At 63.4% G+C, this 16,762-nt stretch carries 17 protein-coding genes; 6 read left to right on the top strand and 11 right to left on the bottom strand.

From position 1 onward, the window contains the following. Positions 1-85: 85 nt before the first annotated feature. Positions 86-634, bottom strand: coding sequence for a cysteine hydrolase family protein (locus ACSQ3E_RS25555; protein ID WP_436124800.1), 549 nt, complete (start codon positions 632-634; stop codon positions 86-88). 105 nt (positions 635-739) lie between these two features. On the opposite strand from ACSQ3E_RS25555, the gene ACSQ3E_RS25550 reads away from it, so the two are divergent. Then, positions 740-1,714, top strand: a complete 975-nt coding sequence (locus tag ACSQ3E_RS25550; protein WP_436124799.1) for a GlxA family transcriptional regulator — start codon at positions 740-742, stop codon at positions 1,712-1,714. Positions 1,715-1,768: 54 nt separating this feature from the next. Here the strand turns inward: ACSQ3E_RS25550 and ACSQ3E_RS25545 are convergent, their stop codons facing one another. From ACSQ3E_RS25545 to ACSQ3E_RS25535, 3 genes are all read right to left on the bottom strand, one after another. Next, positions 1,769-2,293, bottom strand: coding sequence for a MarR family winged helix-turn-helix transcriptional regulator (locus tag ACSQ3E_RS25545; protein WP_436124798.1), 525 nt, complete (start codon positions 2,291-2,293; stop codon positions 1,769-1,771). A 96-nt stretch (positions 2,294-2,389) separates the two neighbouring features. After that, positions 2,390-3,358: a pyridoxal-phosphate dependent enzyme gene (locus tag ACSQ3E_RS25540; protein WP_436124797.1), complete on the bottom strand. Its 969-nt coding sequence runs from the start codon at positions 3,356-3,358 to the stop codon at positions 2,390-2,392. Then, a complete protein-coding gene (locus tag ACSQ3E_RS25535) occupies positions 3,355-4,134 on the bottom strand; it encodes a GntR family transcriptional regulator (protein ID WP_067967747.1) in 780 nt (259 codons plus the stop codon). The genes ACSQ3E_RS25540 and ACSQ3E_RS25535 overlap by 4 nt, the downstream gene beginning before the upstream one ends. 151 nt (positions 4,135-4,285) lie before the next feature. Between ACSQ3E_RS25535 and ACSQ3E_RS25530 the strand changes: the two genes are divergently transcribed. From ACSQ3E_RS25530 to kynU, 4 genes are all read left to right on the top strand, one after another. Beyond that, positions 4,286-5,272 (top strand): ABC transporter substrate-binding protein, encoded by a 987-nt coding sequence (locus ACSQ3E_RS25530; RefSeq protein ID WP_310323807.1) that lies wholly within the window; start codon positions 4,286-4,288, stop codon positions 5,270-5,272. Between the two features lie 125 nt (positions 5,273-5,397). Continuing rightward, positions 5,398-6,177 (top strand): ABC transporter ATP-binding protein, encoded by a 780-nt coding sequence (locus ACSQ3E_RS25525; RefSeq protein ID WP_310323804.1) that lies wholly within the window; start codon positions 5,398-5,400, stop codon positions 6,175-6,177. Between the two features lie 5 nt (positions 6,178-6,182). Continuing rightward, entirely contained in the window at positions 6,183-7,106 is a 924-nt protein-coding gene (locus ACSQ3E_RS25520) for an ABC transporter permease (protein ID WP_310323801.1), read from the top strand. Positions 7,107-7,124: 18 nt separating this feature from the next. After that, a complete protein-coding gene (kynU, locus tag ACSQ3E_RS25515) occupies positions 7,125-8,372 on the top strand; it encodes a kynureninase (protein WP_436124796.1) in 1,248 nt (415 codons plus the stop codon). A gap of 48 nt (positions 8,373-8,420) precedes the next feature. Here the strand turns inward: kynU and ACSQ3E_RS25510 are convergent, their stop codons facing one another. The 7 genes from ACSQ3E_RS25510 to ACSQ3E_RS25480 all read right to left on the bottom strand — a co-directional run bounded on the left by ACSQ3E_RS25510 (position 8,421) and on the right by ACSQ3E_RS25480 (position 15,539). Then, entirely contained in the window at positions 8,421-9,107 is a 687-nt protein-coding gene (locus ACSQ3E_RS25510) for an ABC transporter ATP-binding protein (protein WP_436124795.1), read from the bottom strand. Then, the gene (locus ACSQ3E_RS25505) at positions 9,104-9,853 is read right to left on the bottom strand and encodes an ABC transporter ATP-binding protein (RefSeq protein ID WP_310323794.1); all 750 of its coding nucleotides are present in this window, start codon (positions 9,851-9,853) and stop codon (positions 9,104-9,106) included. Before ACSQ3E_RS25505 ends, ACSQ3E_RS25510 begins: the two co-directional genes overlap by 4 nt. Beyond that, positions 9,846-10,817 carry a branched-chain amino acid ABC transporter permease gene (locus ACSQ3E_RS25500; RefSeq protein WP_436124867.1) on the bottom strand — a complete coding sequence of 324 codons (972 nt, stop codon included), beginning with the start codon at positions 10,815-10,817 and terminating at the stop codon, positions 9,846-9,848. The genes ACSQ3E_RS25505 and ACSQ3E_RS25500 overlap by 8 nt, the downstream gene beginning before the upstream one ends. Before the next feature lie 25 nt (positions 10,818-10,842). Continuing rightward, on the bottom strand, positions 10,843-11,763 hold the full coding sequence (locus tag ACSQ3E_RS25495; RefSeq protein ID WP_067967767.1) for a branched-chain amino acid ABC transporter permease: 921 nt from the start codon (positions 11,761-11,763) through the stop codon (positions 10,843-10,845). 136 nt (positions 11,764-11,899) lie between these two features. Then, positions 11,900-13,036 carry an ABC transporter substrate-binding protein gene (locus ACSQ3E_RS25490; RefSeq protein ID WP_192320331.1) on the bottom strand — a complete coding sequence of 379 codons (1,137 nt, stop codon included), beginning with the start codon at positions 13,034-13,036 and terminating at the stop codon, positions 11,900-11,902. Positions 13,037-13,080: 44 nt separating this feature from the next. Next, a complete protein-coding gene (gene kynA, locus ACSQ3E_RS25485; protein ID WP_436124866.1) occupies positions 13,081-13,878 on the bottom strand; it encodes a tryptophan 2,3-dioxygenase in 798 nt (265 codons plus the stop codon). A 35-nt stretch (positions 13,879-13,913) separates the two neighbouring features. Beyond that, entirely contained in the window at positions 13,914-15,539 is a 1,626-nt protein-coding gene (locus ACSQ3E_RS25480) for a benzoate-CoA ligase family protein (RefSeq protein ID WP_436124794.1), read from the bottom strand. A gap of 308 nt (positions 15,540-15,847) precedes the next feature. Here ACSQ3E_RS25480 and ACSQ3E_RS25475 point away from each other — a divergent pair, with 308 nt between their 5' ends. Then, positions 15,848-16,675: an alpha/beta hydrolase gene (locus tag ACSQ3E_RS25475; RefSeq protein WP_310323788.1), complete on the top strand. Its 828-nt coding sequence runs from the start codon at positions 15,848-15,850 to the stop codon at positions 16,673-16,675. Positions 16,676-16,762: the final 87 nt, after the last annotated feature.

Here is a 16,762-nt window from a genome sequence, read left to right as displayed (position 1 = left end):
TCAAGCTTAAAGTTGTTTTTGGAAGTGAGCGCAAAAAGGCCCCGGGCGGCGGGCGCCGACCGGGGCCAGATAGGACCTGAATGGGCTAGCGCGACAGGTAGGCCGCGGTATCCACGAGTTCGCCATAGCCGAAAGCGATCGCTGCCATGACGGCGTCATGGACCTGGGCGGCTGGCACGGTCTTGCCGTTGAATTCGAGATCGCGCGTGGCGCAGGCGTCGTGGACGACAGTCGCCTTGTAGCCGAAATCGGCCGCGGCACGGGTGGCGCCTTCGACGCACATATGGCTCATCGCGCCGACGATGACGACCTCCTCGATACCCTTGGCGTCGAGCGTCGCCTTGAGGTCGGTTTCGCGGAACGAGTTGACGTAGTTCTTGGTGATGATTTTCTCGCCATCGGCCGGTGCAACTGTGGCGTTGATCTCAATGCCCGGGGTGCCGGGCGCGAAGATCGGGGCGTCTGCCGCCTTCGAGAGGTGGCGGACGTGGATGACAGTGTCGCCCTTGGCACGTGCCGCCTCGATAACGCGGGCGGCGTTTTCGGTTGCCTGCTCGATGCCGACGAGCGGCATGCGGCCGCCCGGGAAATATTCGTTCTGGATGTCGATGGCGATGACCGCGCGCTTGCTCATGTCCCTGATGCCTTTGCTGTTGGGAAGGATGTTGCATGGAAGATGCAATGGATTATGGTGCCGGCCCATTGGCGATATCGACATAACAAGGGGTGATTTCGACAAATGGCAAAAGCTGGTGTCATCGAGATTGGGCTGGTGTTCTACCCCGGCGCACAGATGTCGGCGGTACTTGGCATGACCGATCTGTTCGAGCTCGCCAACCGCACCGCTGCTCGCAAGAGCCGCGGTGAGGCGCCGAACCAGCTGCGCGTCAGTCACTGGCGCGCGGACCAGCCGGAACACGCCCCTGCGCGGGTGTTCGACACGCATCCGGAAGCATCAGGGGTACCGGAAGTCTATGTCGTTCCGCCGGCGCTTAGCGATCCGATTTCGCGCGAAACCATCGCTCCCCTTTCAGGCTGGTTGCGTGAGCGCCACGGAGCGGGCAGCGTGCTGGCGTCCGTCTGTGCCGGCGCCTTCGTGCTCGGCGAGACTGGGTTGCTGGCCGGGCGGGCGGTGACGACCAACTGGGTCTATGACGAAGCGTTCCGGTCGCGCTTTCCCGAGGCGAAGCTCGACACCGACAGGCTGCTGATTGATGACGGTGACATCATCACCGCCGGCAGCCTGATGGCCTGGACGGACCTCGGGCTCAGGCTGGTCGACCGCTTCCTCGGGCCGACCGTGATGATCGAGACGGCGCGGATCCTGGCGCTCGATCCGCCCGGACGCGAGCAGCGCTACTACAGCGCCTTCGCGCCACGGCTCAGCCATGGCGACGCCGCCATCCTCAAGGTCCAGCATTGGCTGCAGGCGGGCGAAGGCAAGGAGTTGAACCTGGCTGTGCTGGCATCGCTGGCTGGATTGGAAGAGCGCACTTTCCTGCGCCGCTTCCAGAAGGCGACCGGTCTCACGACGACTGAGTATGGCCAGCGCCTGCGCGTCGGCAAGGCGCGCGAACTGCTGCAATTCACCACGCAGACGGTCGACAAGGTAGCTTGGGAGGTTGGCTATGGCGACCCGGGCGCGTTCCGCAAGATCTTTGCCCGCATCGTCGGTCTGACGCCGAGCGATTATCGCGCCCGGTTTCGGGCATAGGCAATTCCGGGAAAAACGTGGCGCGGTTTTCCGATAGAAATTGCGTCAAGAAATCTAGCTGCCCTTACCCAGCGACGCGACGATCGAGCGTTTGAGCTTGCCGAGTTCGTCGAGCAGGATGCCGCCATCCTTGGCCGACAAGGTGCCGAACAGGTCGCCGATCCAGTCGGCATGGGCTGCGGCCATTTTCTCGAATTCGGCGCGGCCGAAGGGCGTCAGCGCGATGATCTGGACGCGTCGGTCGGTCGGCGAGGTGGTACGGCTGATATGGCCGCTCTCGGCGAGACGCTCGACCAGGACGGTGATGTTGCCCGGCGACACCATCATGCGCTTGGAAACTTCGCCCAGCACCATGCCGTCCTGGGCTCGTTCAAGCTGGGCCATCAGGTCGAAGCGGGGCAGGGTGGAATCGAACTCTTCGCGCAGGCGACGGCGCACTTCTGTTTCAACCAGTGTCGAGCAGGTCAAAAGGCGCAGCCAAAGGCGAAGCTCGGTGCCATGATCCGCAGGCGCTTCCAGCACCTTGGTCTCGCCGTCCACCCAGCCGTCGGCGCCGGTTGTATCCTTGCGCTCTTCCATCTGTGTCAGGGTCTTTCCTCGCCGTGAGCCGGCGCGCCGGCTATCCTCTCGGGCAGTTGTAGTGCCGTTTCGCGCGATAGTACAAGCTTGAAAGGTTCACGGGGCGGGAATGTTGCCCGCGAGCACTGCCGAATACGCCGCGGCATCGATGTTGCCGCCAGAGATCACGCAGACGACGTTGCCCTTGGCATATTCGCTCGTCAGCGCCGCAGCCAGCGAAGCTGCCCCCGCGCCCTCGGCGACGACCTTGGATTTGGCGAACAGCAGCCGCATCGCCTCGGTGACCTGCTCCAGGCTGACTGAAACCGCGCCGTCGATCAGCTCGCGCGTGACTGGCCAAAGCTGCGGCACCAGCGACGGGCCGCCGATGCTCTTGATGAAGGAAGGGCGCGTCTCGATGTCGACGATGCTGCCGGCCGCGAGCGCGGCTGTCACCGGTGCCGCGTTCTCGTCCTCGACGGCGAAAATTCTTGCCTCGGGCCGTAGTGCCTTCACTGCACTTGCCACACCAGTGGTCATTGAGCCGCCGCCATAAGGCGTCAGCACGACGTCGACCTCGGGGAGATCCTCGAGGATCTCCATGCCGATGGAGCCATTGCCCGACAGCACCGCCTGGTCGGTCACCGGGTTGATCAGCAGTTCCGGGAAGTCGGGCATGTCGGCGCCGATGACGTACTGCCACCATGTCTCCATGGAGATGAAGCGCACATCGCCGCCGAGGCGGCGCACGCCATCGATCTTGGTTTGCGGCGCGCCCGAGTACATGTAGGCGGCCATCGGCACGCCGAGCCTGTTGGCAGCCCAGGCCATGCCATAGGCCATGTTGCCGGAGCTCGCTGTGGCTACGCCTTTTGCGAGCGTTTCACTGTCGCGTGACAGGAGCGCGTTCAGCGCCGGCCGGAGCTTGAACGCCCCAATCGGAGAAAGCGTTTCGAGCTTGAGGAAGATCTGCCGGTCGGGCAGGCCGAGATCGAGGCGAACCAGCGGCGTGCGCGGCACATGGGGTGCGATCCGGGCGCGGGCGGCGCTGATCTCGTCAAGCGACGGCCGATAGGGGGTGGTCATTCGGCTGCCGACGGCGTTCTGAGGCTGCCGGCGCGGGCGGCGTGTCTGCTGCCGCTGTAGTCCTCGGTATGCACATAGACATGGAGCGTGTAGCCGATGTGGTCGATCATCAATGCCTTCGCTTTTTCAAGGTCGCGATCGAGTGCGGCCTCCATGAGGGCGGTGTGCGGTCCGATCGACTGCGCCTCGCCAAGGGCTGCCATTGCCTCTTCGTAGCCCTGCTTCTGGCCTGCGGCGGCGCGCAAGGTGGGTGCCAGCCCGAGGAACCTGTGATGGCGCCGGAGCTGGTCGGAGATCGTCGAACGGAATCGCAACAGCCAGTTCGAGGTTGCAGCGCTCAACAGCGCCGAATGGAATGCTTCGTGCTTTTCGTCCCAATCATCGACGGAGGCGTCGGAAGGATCCTCGACTGCGGTCTTGCAGCGCGACAGGCGATAATGCGCGGTGACAACCGCCTCTTCCCAGTCGCTGCCACCCTTCTCGATCGATTCCAGCAGAAGCGGCAGTTCGACCACCATCCTGGCCCTCGCCAGGTCTTCCAGCTCCTGGCGAGAAACGGAGGCCACGGTGAAGCCGCGATTGGAAATCGCCGTCACCAGCCGCTCGGCTTCGAGCCGTGACAGTGCCTCGCGCAGCGGCGTCCAGCCGACGCCATAGGCCGTGCGCAGCGCGCTCAACTTGAGGGGGGCGCCTGGCATCAGACGGGTGGTCAGAATGTCTCGGCGCAGCAGCCGGTAGGCCGCTTCCGTCTTGGTCGAGTGCTCGTCATCCTGCATGGTGATCCGTCCCTGTCTCCGCAAAAATTATATATCATGGGAGCTGATGGCAAGAATTATATATAATGTTTGACAGAGCTCTCCGGACTGCTCATGATTGTCCCATGCTGCCGTTCAGGGGAGCGGTGCTTGTCAAATCTGGGAGGAATAGATGAGAAATTTGAAGTCCGGTCTGATGTCGGGCCTGGTTCTGGCCGGCGCGCTTGCCGTCAGCCTTGGTGCCGCCGTTGCTGACCCGATCAAGATCGGCATCGCCAATTTCGGTGAGCACCCGCAGCTCAACGCCGCCGTCGCAGGTTTCAAGAAGGCGCTGGCTGACAACGGTTATGTCGACGGCAAGGATGTCGTCTTCACCGAAAGCCACACCAATTTCGACGCATCGCTGGTTCCCCAGATGATCGCCAAGCTGCAGGCTGAACAGCCGAAGCTGATGTACACAGTCACCACCCCGGTCTCGCAGATCGCCAAGAAGGCGCTCGCCGGCTCGGGCATCAACATCGTCTTCTCGGCCGTGACCGACCCGGTCGCCGCCAAGCTGGTTCCGTCGTGGGAAGCCGGCGACGAAGGCATGACGGGTGCTACCGACCTGCAGGACGTCAAGGCGGTGATGGAATTCACCAAGAAGCTGCTGCCGAACGCCAAGCGTTTCGGCGTGCCCTACAATCCGGGTGAAGCCAATGACGTCGCGCTGGTCGAGAAGATCAAGGAAGCAGCACCTGCCGCTGGCTTCGAAGTGGTTGAAGTCGGTATCGACAACGTCAACGACATCCAGCAGCGCATCGCATCGCTGGCCGGCAAGGTCGACGTGATCTACGGCCCGACCTCGAACCTGATCCAGCCTGCAATTCCGGCCGTTTCGGCTGCGGCACGCCAGGCAGGTATCCCGGTCGTCAATGCCGACGACAACGCCGTGCGCGATGGTGTCGTGCCAGCAAGCTTTGCCGTCAATTACGAGCAGGTGGGCGTCAATGCCGGCAAAATTGCTGCCGAAATCCTGAAGGGCAAGGACCCCAAGACCATCGCGCCTTCGCGTCCGGCCTATGAGGACCACGCCGCGCTGATCTCGAAGAAGGCCATGGCCGCCTTCGGTATCGAAATCCCGGCTTCGCTGGCTGATTGCGGCTGCATCGTCGACTAATCTTCAGCTTCGTCAAAACTGGTAGCGGCGTCTGGCGCATCGGCCCAAAAGGCACGATGCGCAGGTTTGGAAACTTAGAGCGCCCTGGCGCTCTAAGGCGCCGTTACCTTTTCCGGGAGGGACGGATGCTCGAAATCCGATCTGCACGTAAAGTTTTCTACAAGGGCCAGGCCGACGAAAAAGTCGCGCTGGACGGCCTCAGCCTCAAGCTCGCCACAGGCGAATTCGGCGTCGTCATTGGCTCCAACGGTGCCGGCAAGAGCAGCATGCTCAATGCCATTTCGGGTGCTCTGGTGCTCGATTCTGGCCAAATCCTGATCAACGGTGACGACGTCACGGCAATGCCCGTTCACAAGCGCGCCATCCGCTTGGCTCGTGTCTTCCAGGATCCGATGAAAGGCACTGCCGCCTCGATGACGGTCGCCGAAAACATGCTGCTCGCCGATCTGCGCAGCAAGAAGCGCACCTTGCGCCAGGGTCTCAATGCCACCCGCCTTGCCACCTACAAGGAGCGGCTTGAACTCCTTGGTCTTGGCCTTGAGAACCGCCTCGACACCCGCGTCGAACTGCTTTCGGGCGGCCAGCGTCAGTCGCTGTCGTTGATCATGGCCGTTGGCGGCTCGCCGGACCTGCTTTTGCTCGACGAGCATACAGCAGCGCTTGATCCGCGCACCGCCGACATCGTGATGAAGGCAACGGTGCGTGCCGTCGAAGCACTGAAGCTCACCACCTTGATGGTGACCCACAACATGCAGCATGCCGTCGATTTCGGTCACAGCGTCATCATGCTGGACGCCGGCAAGCTTCGGCTCGAAATCTCCGGCGAGGAAAAGGCCAAGGTCACTGTTGTCGACCTGATCGGCCATTTCTCCGTGAAAACCGACCGCATGTTGCTGGCGAGCTGATCATCATGGACTTTATCCAGACCGTTTTCACGAGCTTCGTCTCGCTCATTCCCGTCACCCTGGCGCAGAGCCTGATCCTGGCATTCGTCGTGCTCGGCATCATGATTCCGTTCCGTACCCTCAACTTCCCCGACCTCACCAGCGAGGGCGCGTTTCCGCTTGGCGGCTGCGTCTGCGGCGTGCTTCTGGCAGCTGGCGCCTCCCCGCTGACGGCAATTGCTGTGGCAATCATCGCTGGCTTCCTCGCCGGCTGCTGCACCGCCTTCATTCACCTGCGGTTTCGTATCCACACGCTGCTCGCCGGTATCCTGATGATGACGATGCTTTACAGCATCAACCTGCGCATCATGGGCAAGTCGAACCTCTCAGTCTTCGGCGCGCCGACGGTGTTCGACTGGGCGCCGTTCGTTCAGCCGGGCTTCCCGGTCGCCAAGATCATCGTGGCGGGGTTGATCGGAGCAATCGTCTTCATCCTGCTCAACATGTTCTTCAAGACCGAGAAGGGCACTGCGATCCGCGCCGTCGGCGCCAACCCCGACATGGCTGAAGCACAGGGCATCAACGTCTGGGTCGCCACCATTGGGGGCGTCGGCCTTGCCAGCGCGTTCTCTGCCACCAGCGGTGCGCTGATGGTGCAGAGCCAGGGTTTTGCCGACGTCAACATGGGCCTCGGCATCTTGATCAACGGCCTTGCCGCGCTGATGATCGGTGAAGCCATTGTCGGCAAGCAGACAGTGCTGCGCCAGCTCGCCGCCCCGTTCGTCGGCGCGGTTGTCTACTACCAGCTGGTTTCGTTCTGTCTGGCCGCGGGCATGCCGCCCCCCGATCTCAAGCTCGCCACCGGCCTGTTCGTGCTTGCCATGCTGGCGCTGCCGAGCCTGCGTCGCAGCCGGGGACCGGCACAAGCACGCGAAACCATCCGCGAATAAGCAAGGATAGCCCGCATCATGACTGCAATTCCCGATCTCGCCGCTGTCGAGGCGATGGACGCTGCCGATCCACTGCGCTCGATGCGTGATCGCTTCATCCTGCCGGAAGGAGTGATCTATCTCGATGGCAATTCGCTGGGGGCTGCGTCGCACGCCGCCTTCAGCGAGCTTCAAGCGGCCGCGTCCAAGGAGTGGGCGCAGGACCTGATCCGCGCCTGGAACACCGCCGGCTGGTTCGACATGCCGACCGAGCTGGGCGACCGCATCGGCCGCCTGATCGGTGCCGCACCCGGCCAGACGGTCGTCTGCGACACCACCTCGACCAACATCTACAAGGTGCTGCATGCAGCCCTTGCAATGCGGCCGGACCGTTCGGTCATCGTTGCCGAGGGCAACAGCTTCCCGACCGATCTCTACATGGCGGAAGGCGTTGCCTCGACGCGGGCTGGTGCCGTGCTGCGCCTCGAAGGCGTCGATGCGCCCAGCATCGAAGAGCTGATCGACGACAAGGTTGCGGTGGTTCTCGTCAACCACGTCAACTACAAGTCGGGCGAACTGCGGGACATGGCGGCATTGACTGCGAAGGCACATACCGCCGGCGCCCTGATCGTCTGGGACCTCTGCCATACGGCAGGCGCCCTGCCGGTCGATCTCGACGGCGCCAATGTCGATTTCGCCGTTGGCTGCACCTACAAGTACATCAATGGCGGCCCCGGCGCGCCGGCCTTCATCTACGCCGCGACCCGTCATCTCGCTGACGTCCAGCAACCGCTGAGCGGCTGGTGGGGCCATGCCAGGCCCTTCGCCTTCGAGCAGGGTTATGCGGCGGACGCCGGCATCCGCCGGTTCCTGTGCGGCACCCAGCCGATCCTGACCATGCGGGCGCTCAAGGGCGCGCTCGATGACTGGGACGACGTCGACATGGCGGAGCTGCGCAAGAAGAGCATCGCCCTGACCGACCTGTTCATCCAACTGGTCGAAGCCAGGTGCGGCGCCTACGGCCTCAAGCTTGAAAGCCCGCGCGACGGCACCAAGCGCGGCAGCCAGGTGTCGTTCGAGCATGACAACGCCTATGCCATCATGCAGGCGCTGATCGCGCGCGGCGTTATCGGCGACTTCCGCGCACCGGCCACCGTGCGCTTCGGCTTCACCCCGCTCTATGTCGGCTTCAAAGACGTCTACCAGGCGGTCGAAATCCTTGAGGACATCATGCGGACCGGCGCCTGGAAGGAAGCCCGTTTTGCCGTCAAGTCGGCAGTGACCTGATCTCAGGTCGAATGGAAAAAGAAGAAGGGCGGCAATTGCCGCCCTTTTTCATACGCCGAGATAGCGGTCCTGAATTTCAGGCGTCAGCCGGTCCGGTGTGCCTTCGAATACGGTTACGCCCTTCTCCAGCACGAAGCAGCGGTCGGCCACCGGCAGCAGCTCCGACAGCGTCTTGTCGACCACAAGGATCGACTGACCCGCAGCCTTGAGCTTGCGTATCGCCGCCCAGATGTCCTGACGGATGACGGGTGCAAGACCCTCGGTCGCCTCGTCCAGAATGAGCAGGCTGGGATTGGTCATCAGTGCGCGGCCAATTGCCAGCATCTGCTGTTCGCCGCCCGAGAGCGTGTTGGCATACTGGTCGCGGCGTTCGCCGAGGCGTGGAAACAGCTCGACGACTTTTTCCAGCGTCCACTCGCTGCCGCGGGCTGCGGCAAGCAGGTTTTCCAGAACGGTCAGGTTAGGAAAGCAGCGCCGTCCCTCCGGAACCAGACCCAGGCCGAGGCGGGCGATGCGATGCGGACGCATGCCAGCGACCTGGCGGCCGGCGAAGCTGATGGCACCGGAGCGCGGCTTCGCCAGGCCGAGAATGGAGTTGATCGTCGTCGTCTTGCCCATGCCGTTGCGGCCCATGAGCGCCACGACCTCGCCCTCTTTGACGTCGAGCGAGACGCCGAACAGCGCCTGCGATGCGCCGTAGAAGGTTTCGACGCCTTTGAGTTCGAGCAGGCTCACGCGGCTTCTCCGAGATAGGCCCGGCGGACTTCGGGGTCGTTGCGGATCTGGTCGACAGTGCCGGTGGCAATGACGCGGCCATAGACAAGCACCGAGATGCGGTCGGCGAGGGCGAAGACGGCATCCATGTCGTGCTCGACCAGCAGGATCGGCGCTTCATGGCGCAGGCCGTCGAGGAACCGGGTCAGCGCTTTCGAGCCCTCCGGACCCATGCCGGCCATCGGTTCGTCGAACAGGAAGGCCTTGGAGCCGAGCGCCAGCGCAATTGCGATCTCGAGCTGACGGCGTTCGCCATGCGACAGTTCGGCAGCGGGCAGGTGGGCGCGCCCGGCGAGACCGACGCGCTCCAGCATCGCCATTGCCGGTTCGGTCAGGCTCTTGTCGCTCATGACAGGGCGGAAGAAGCGGAAGCTCGTGCCCTGGCGTGCCTGCACCGCCAGCATGACGTTGCGCAGGGCGGAAAACTCCTGCGCCAGCGACGAGATCTGAAAGCTGCGGCCGAGGCCGAGACGGGCGCGCGCGGCCATGTCGAGCCCGGCCATGTCCTGGCCGAGGAAGCGGATGCTGCCGCTGTCCGGCCGGAACGAGCCGGAGATCTGGTGGATGAGCGTGCTCTTGCCGGCCCCGTTGGGCCCGATCAGCGCGTGGATCTCGCCTGGCCGGAGGTTGAGGCTGACGCCGTCGGTGGCCTTCAGCGCGCCGAAGGTCTTGCGGAGGTCGCGGATTTCGAGGATTGGCTCAGCCATGACGCGCCTTTCCGGCCAGCAGACCGAGGAGCCCGCCGCGGGCAAACAGAACGACACCGAGCAGGATCAACCCAAGGAAGAACTGCCAGCGTTCAGTGATGCCGCCAAGGGCGAATTCGAACAGGACATAGAGCATGGCGCCGGCGACGGGCCCGAACAGCCGGCCCTTGCCGCCCAGGATGATCAGCACGATGAGCTCGCCCGACATGTGCCACGACAGCATCGAGGGGCTGACGAACTTGTTGAGGTCGGCAAACAGCGCGCCGGCGACGCCGGTGACCATCGCCGAGAGGGCGAAGGCAACGAGCCTGATGTTGAACGGCGCGATGCCGACAGCGGAGAGCCGTGTGGCGTTCTGCCGGGCCGCCTGCAAAGCCGCCCCGAAGCGCGAGCCGCGCAGCAGCCAGAACAGACCGAGTGCAGCCATCAGCACCGCATAGCAGATAAGGAAATAGGACAGCGGCTGGGCGGTGTTCACGCCGGGGAATTCGTTGCGCACATAGATCGAAAGCCCGTCCTCGCCGCCATAGGCCGGCCACGACACGGCGAAGTAGTAGATCATCTGCGCGAAGGCGAGCGTGATCATAATGAAGTAGACGCCCGTGGTGCGCAGGCTGATGGCCCCAATCGGCAAGGCGATCAGGCCGCAGACCATCACCGCGACAAGCCAGATGATCGGCATCGATGCGGTGCCCGGAATGCCGGCGAACAGCGGCGCGCCGTCGAAGGCATGGGTGGCGAGGATACCGGCAGCATAGCCGCCGAGGCCGAAGAAGGCGGCATGGCCGAACGACACCAGCCCGCCGAGGCCAAGTGCGATGTTGAGGCCGACGGCGGCGAGCGCCAGGATGGCGATGCGCGTGGCGAGCGTGATGTAGAACGGCTCGCCCATGGCCTGCGCCGCCAGCGGGAAGCCGAGCAAAAGCAGTGCGAGTGCTGTGTTGACGATGGTTTCGCGGGTCATGAAGGATGCGTTGGTCATGGGCGCCTCACGACTGCGTCGCAAACAGGCCGCTCGGCCTGAAGGCAAGGATGAGCGCCATCACGATGTAGATCAGCATCGAGGCGAGGGCCGCGCCGATTGGACCCGCCTGGGCGGCGGGGATCATCAGGGCCAGAGCCTTGGGCAGCAGGAAACGCCCCATCGTGTCGACGACGCCGACGAGGATGGCGCCGAATAGCGCGCCCTTGATCGAGCCGATGCCACCGATGACGATAACCACGAAGGCAAGGATCAGCGCCGGCTCGCCCATGCCGACCTGCACCGACTGCAATGCGCCGACGAGCGCACCGGCAAGGCCAGCCAGCGCGGCGCCAAGTGCGAAGACGACGGTGTAGAGGGTACGGATGTCGACGCCGAGTGCTGCGATCATCTCGCGGTCGGACTCGCCGGCGCGGATACGCATGCCGAGCCGCGTCCGCGAGATCAGCACATACAGGCCCAGCGCGACCACAACGCCGACGCCGATGATGGCGAGACGGTAGAGTTGGTACTGACCGCCGCCGGGCAGGGGGACGGCGCCTTGCAGCAGTGGCGGAATGTCGAGATAGAGCGGGAACGAACCGAACAGCCAGCGCGTGCCTTCGGAGAAGATCAGGATCAGCGCGAAGGTTGCCAGCACCTGGTCGAGATGGTCGCGGTCATAAAGCCTGCGAATGACCGTCACCTCGATGATCGCGCCGGCCGCGGCCGCAGCGACAAGGCTCGCCGCCAGACCGATCCAGAACGAGCCGGTGGCAGCCGCTACCGCAGCACATGCGAAGGCACCGATCATGTAGAGCGAGCCATGAGCGAGGTTGATCAAGCCCATGACGCCGAAGATCAGCGTCAGGCCAGCGGCCATGAGGAACAGCATCACCCCGAGCTGCAGCCCGTTGAGAAGTTGCTCGAGGAGCAGTGCTATGGACAAGGGGACGATCCGGTCTTCGGTTCAGACTAAACCTTAGCCATTCCGCAGAATGGGCGGCATCAGGTCGAGACTATGAGCTTGTCTCGAGCGCCAACCGGGCGGGGTCGGCGCTCGAGAGTGCGGATGCCGGCCAAGCCTACATCTTGCACTGGTCGGCGTATGCGTCCTTGTGGTGCTCGAAGGCAGTGGCGACGATCTTGTTGGTCAGCACGTCGCCTTCCTTGATCACCTCACGCACGTAGATGTTCTGCACCGGGTGGTTGTTGGTGTTGAAGGTGAACTCGCCGCGCACCGACTTGAAATCGGCCGCTTTGAGTGCTGCGCGGAAGGCATCCTTGTCCTTGACACTGGCCTTGCCGAGCGCCGACAGGATCAGGTTTGCCGTGTCCCAGCTCTGGGCGGCATAGACCGAGGGCAAGCGCTTGTATTCGGCCTGGAACGCCTCGACGAACTGCTTGTTGGCCTCGTTGTCGAGGTCCTTGGACCAGCTCGCCGAGTTCTTGACGCCGAGGGCTGCATCGCCAACAGCAGGCAGGATGTCCTGGTCGAAGGAGAAGCCAGGGCCCATGACCGGAATGTTCACGCCCGACTGGGCGTACTGCTTCATGAACGAGATGCCCATGCCGCCTGGCAGGAAGAAGAACACCGAGTCGGCGCCGGAATCGCGGATCTGGGCGATCTCGGCGGCGTAGTCGGTCTGGCCGACCTGGGTATAGACCTCGCCAGCCAACTCACCCTTGTAATAGCGCTTGAAGCCGGTCAGTGAATCCTTGCCGGCCGGATAGTTGGGCGCGAGGATGAAGGTCTTCTTGTAGTCCTTGTTGGCGTACTGGCCCATCGCCTCGTGGAAGTTGTCGTTCTGGTAGGCGACGTTGAAATAGTTCTTGTTGCACTTGGCGCCGGCGAGCGCCGACGGGCCAGCATTGGGCGACAGGTAGATGACGTCCTGCGCCACCGCGTTTGGCACCACGGCCATGGCGAGGTTCGACCAGATGATGCCGGTCAAAAGGTCGACCTTGTCGCTCTGGATCATCTTCTCAGCGAGCTGAACGGCGATCTCGGGCTTCTGGGCATCGTCCTCGACGACAAGCTCGACATCCTTGTTGCCCGATTGCTTCATGGCCAGCGCGAACGCATCGCGCATGTCGACGCCGAGGCCCGCGCCGCCGCCCGAAAGCGTGGTGATGACGCCGATCTTCACCGGTTCGGCATAGGCCAGGCCGGATGCCGCCAGCGAAAGGCCGAAAATTCCAGCCGCAATGATTTTCTTCATTAGGTTACTCCTCCCAAGTGTTCCCGATTATTTGATTTGAAGTCCTAGAGCCGGGTGCGAACTTTCCAGAGTTCAGGAAACAGTTCAACCTCCAACATCTTCTTCAGATACGAGGCGCCAGACGTGCCGCCGGTGCCACGTTTCATGCCGATGATACGTTCGACCGTGGTGACGTGGTTGAAGCGCCAGCGGCGGAAGTAATCCTCGAAATCGACCAGCTTCTCGGCCAGTTCGTAGAACATCCAGTAGCGCTGCGGATCGCGATAGATCGCCTGCCAGGCGACGAGCACCTCTTCGCTTTCGCTGCGGGTTTCGCGCCAGTCGGTGCGCTTGCCATCCGCGCCGATATCGAAGCCGTTGCGGCCAAGCAGCAGGATCGCCTCGTCATAGAGCGACGGCTGGGCAAGAACCGCCTCGAGCTTTTCGCTAAGTTCGGGCTGGTGGGCGTGCGGGCGCAGCATGGCGATGTTGCGGTTGCCGGCCATGAACTCGATGGCGCGATATTGCCAGGACTGGAAGCCCGAGGACTGGCCGAGCGAGTCGCGAAACTCGGTGTACTCGCTCGGCGTCATCGTCCTGAGCACATCCCAGGCGCTGTTGAGCTGCTCGAAGATGCGCGACACGCGCGTCAGCATCTTGAACGACGGTTCGAGCTTGTCGGCACGGATCGAGCGGATGGCCGAGCCGATCTCGTGCAAGGCGAGCTTCATCCACAGCTCCGACGTCTGATGCTGGATGATGAACAGCATCTCGTCATGGGCGGTCGACAGCGGCGCCTGAGCGTCGAGGATCTTCTCGAGATGCAGATAATCGCTGTAGGACATCCGGTCCTTGAACGACATCTGCGCGCCCTCGGTGGAGGGATCGTATGGCTTGCTCAATTCATCTTCTCCGCGCGCAACCGGAAGCGCTGGATCTTGCCGGTCTGAGTCTTGGGCAGGGCGTCGATGAATTTCACCGAGCGCGGGTATTTGTAGGGCGCGATCGTTGCCTTGACGTGATCCTGCAGGCGTTTGACGGTCGCGGCGTCGGCTGCCACGCCCTGAACCAACACGACATAGGCTTCGACGATCTGGCCGCGTTCGCTGTCTTCGGCGCCAATGACGGCGCATTCAGCGACTTCCGGATGCGAAAACAGGGCTGCTTCAACCTCGGGGCCGGCGATGTTGTAGCCGGCGCTGACGATCATGTCGTCGGAGCGGGCGGCGAAATGGAAGAAGCCATCCGCGTCCTGCAAGAAGGCGTCGCCGGTGACATTCCAGCCGTCGCGGACATATTCGAGCTGCCTGTCGTCGGACATGTAGCGGCAGCCGGTGGGGCCGCGCACGGCGAGCTTGCCGACCGTGCCGCGCGGCACCTCGTTCATGTCGCCGTCGACGACGCGGGCCTCATAGCCGCCAACAGGCTTGCCAGTGGAGGCGGGCTTCATGTCTTCGAAGCGGTTTGAGATGAAGATGTGCAGCATCTCGGTGGCGCCGATGCCGTCGAGGATCGGCTTACCTGTCTTGGCCAGCCATTCCTCGAACACCGGTCCGGGCAAGGTCTCGCCGGCCGAGACCGCGACGCGCAGCGACGACAGGTCGGCACCTTCGTCCATTGCCTTCAGCATGGCGCGATAGGCGGTGGGCGCGGTGAACGAGATCGTCGCCTTATAGGTCTCGATGATGTGGATCATGTTGGGTGGTGTCGCCTGCTCGAGCAGGGTCGCGGCCGCCCCGAAGCGCAACGGGAAGATGGCCAGGCCGCCAAGACCGAAGGTGAAAGCCAGCGGCGGAGAGCCGACGAAGACGTCGTCGGAGGTGACAGAAAGCACCTCCTTGGCATAGGCATCGGCGATGATCAGCAGGTCGCGATGGAAATGCATCGTCGCCTTTGGCACGCCCGTGGTGCCGGAGGTGAAGCCGAGCAGGGCGACGTCGTCGCGGCCGGTCTTGACCGCTTCGAAGATGACGGACTTGTCGAGCGCGACCCGGTCGAGTTCGGCGTCATGGTTGGCGGTGCCGTCGAAGCCGATGACGGTCTTGAGGAACGGGCTGTCCTTGGCGCAGGCGACCATTTCGTCCATCAGCCGCGTGTCGCAAAGCGCAATCGTGATCTCCGCCTTGTCGACGATCTTGGCGAGCTCACCGGCGCGCAGCATCGGCATGGTGTTGACGACGACAGCACCGGCCTTGGTTGCGGCCAGCCAGCAGGCGACCATGGCCGGGTTGTTGGCGGAGCGGATCAGCACCCGGTTGCCGGGCTTGACGCCGTAGTTCTCGACCAACGCATGCGCCAGCCGGTTGGTCCAGTCGGACAGCTCCTTGTAGGTGCGGCGGCGGCCATTGCCGATCAGCGCGGTGTGGTCGCCCAGGCCCTTTTCGACCAGGCGATCGGTCAGCTCGACAGCCGCGTTGAGGTGCTCGGGATAGTCGAAGCCATCGAGCAGAAAGTCCGGCCACTGTTCCTGAGGGGGCAGGTTATCGCGCGTGAAGGTGTCGATATGCGCTGACGGTCCAAGCATTCTACGGCTGTCCCCTACCTGCTCATCGGCATGACGATGCGCCATGCGTGCGTTGGAATGCGTTACTTCGGGGGAAGGTGCTGCGCCGCAACGGGTAGCCGTTCGGCACAAGCCACGGCTTTGTGCGATCGTCATGCGATCGGCGTCTGGCACAGCGAGACCTCCCACGTTCTCGACTGATGGCTGAGAATTGCACCGGACCAAAATTATTTCAAGCATAAAGTTTCTGGTCGCTGGCCCATTGACGCGATCCGGCGCGCTGGCCATTGCTATGCGCCTGAATTGCGCCACCTTGGAGGGATGCCCGCATGCTCGAACGCCGTATCGCCGATTGGGACAACGCCTACACCAATGGCGCCAACATCGCCGGTGGCGACCGTTGGCCTGCTGCGTGGGTGGAGCCGGCGCAGTCGTTTCGCGAGGCCCAGACGGCGGCCGGTAGGGCGCAGCTCGACATCGTCTATGGCGACAAGCCGCGCAACCGGTTCGATCTGTTCCTGCCTGAAGGCAAGCCGAAGGGCTTGGCGGTGTTCGTGCACGGCGGTTACTGGATGGCGCTCGACAAGAGCTACTGGTCGCATCTCGCCAAGGGCTCCATCGACAGCGGCTACGCGGTAGCGATGCCGTCCTACACCTTGTGCCCAGAAGTCAGGATCGGCGAAATCGTACGCGAGGTAGGTGCTGCGATCGGCCAGGCAGCCGCGTTGGTCGACGGCCCGATCATGCTGACCGGCCATTCCGCCGGCGGACACCTGGTGTCGCGGATGGTCGCGGCTGCTTCGCCGCTTGCGCCCGAAGTCCAGTCTCGCATCCGCCATGTGGTCTCACTCTCGGGCGTCCATGACCTCAGGCCGCTGGTCAACACCGGCATGAACAAGACGCTTCACATCGACGAGGCCGAGGCGCTGGCCGAAAGCCCGGCGCTGCTGCGGCCAGTGGACAACGTCCGCATCACCTGCTGGGTCGGCGGCGGCGAGCGCGCCGAGTTCCTGCGCCAGAACGCATTGCTCGCCAATATCTGGACCGGGCTTGGTGCGGCGACGGCGACCGTGGTCGAACCCGACCGGCATCATTTCAGTGTCATCGACGGGCTCGCCGACAAGGATCATGCGCTGACAAGGACCTTGCTCGGCTAAAGCATGAGCCGATGATACCGACGCGGCCAACGATCATGTCGTTGGCCGGTGCGCAACCATCGTCGAGGCAATCTAGTTTGACTGCCC

The organism is Aminobacter sp. LjRoot7 (genome assembly GCF_964252895.1).
GTDB classification, from domain to species: domain Bacteria; phylum Pseudomonadota; class Alphaproteobacteria; order Rhizobiales; family Rhizobiaceae; genus Aminobacter; species Aminobacter aminovorans_B.
This window is presented reverse-complemented; position numbering and strand designations above follow the sequence as displayed.

What these genes read in the sequence shown, in the direction of transcription:
- ACSQ3E_RS25550 (WP_436124799.1), top strand. Translation starts at nt 740, where the DNA reads ATGGCAAAAGCTGGTGTCATCGAGATTGGGCTGGTGTTCTACCCCGGC.
- ACSQ3E_RS25500 (WP_436124867.1), bottom strand. Translation starts at nt 10,817, where the DNA reads ATGACCCGCGAAACCATCGTCAACACAGCACTCGCACTGCTTTTGCTC.
- kynA (WP_436124866.1), bottom strand. Translation starts at nt 13,878, where the DNA reads ATGTCGTTCAAGGACCGGATGTCCTACAGCGATTATCTGCATCTCGAG.
- ACSQ3E_RS25530 (WP_310323807.1), top strand. Translation starts at nt 4,286, where the DNA reads ATGAGAAATTTGAAGTCCGGTCTGATGTCGGGCCTGGTTCTGGCCGGC.
- ACSQ3E_RS25490 (WP_192320331.1), bottom strand. Translation starts at nt 13,036, where the DNA reads ATGAAGAAAATCATTGCGGCTGGAATTTTCGGCCTTTCGCTGGCGGCA.
- ACSQ3E_RS25520 (WP_310323801.1), top strand. Translation starts at nt 6,183, where the DNA reads ATGGACTTTATCCAGACCGTTTTCACGAGCTTCGTCTCGCTCATTCCC.
- ACSQ3E_RS25545 (WP_436124798.1), bottom strand. Translation starts at nt 2,293, where the DNA reads ATGGAAGAGCGCAAGGATACAACCGGCGCCGACGGCTGGGTGGACGGC.
- ACSQ3E_RS25525 (WP_310323804.1), top strand. Translation starts at nt 5,398, where the DNA reads ATGCTCGAAATCCGATCTGCACGTAAAGTTTTCTACAAGGGCCAGGCC.
- ACSQ3E_RS25475 (WP_310323788.1), top strand. Translation starts at nt 15,848, where the DNA reads ATGCTCGAACGCCGTATCGCCGATTGGGACAACGCCTACACCAATGGC.
- ACSQ3E_RS25535 (WP_067967747.1), bottom strand. Translation starts at nt 4,134, where the DNA reads ATGCAGGATGACGAGCACTCGACCAAGACGGAAGCGGCCTACCGGCTG.
- ACSQ3E_RS25505 (WP_310323794.1), bottom strand. Translation starts at nt 9,853, where the DNA reads ATGGCTGAGCCAATCCTCGAAATCCGCGACCTCCGCAAGACCTTCGGC.
- ACSQ3E_RS25480 (WP_436124794.1), bottom strand. Translation starts at nt 15,539, where the DNA reads ATGCTTGGACCGTCAGCGCATATCGACACCTTCACGCGCGATAACCTG.
- ACSQ3E_RS25540 (WP_436124797.1), bottom strand. Translation starts at nt 3,358, where the DNA reads ATGACCACCCCCTATCGGCCGTCGCTTGACGAGATCAGCGCCGCCCGC.
- ACSQ3E_RS25555 (WP_436124800.1), bottom strand. Translation starts at nt 634, where the DNA reads ATGAGCAAGCGCGCGGTCATCGCCATCGACATCCAGAACGAATATTTC.
- kynU (WP_436124796.1), top strand. Translation starts at nt 7,125, where the DNA reads ATGACTGCAATTCCCGATCTCGCCGCTGTCGAGGCGATGGACGCTGCC.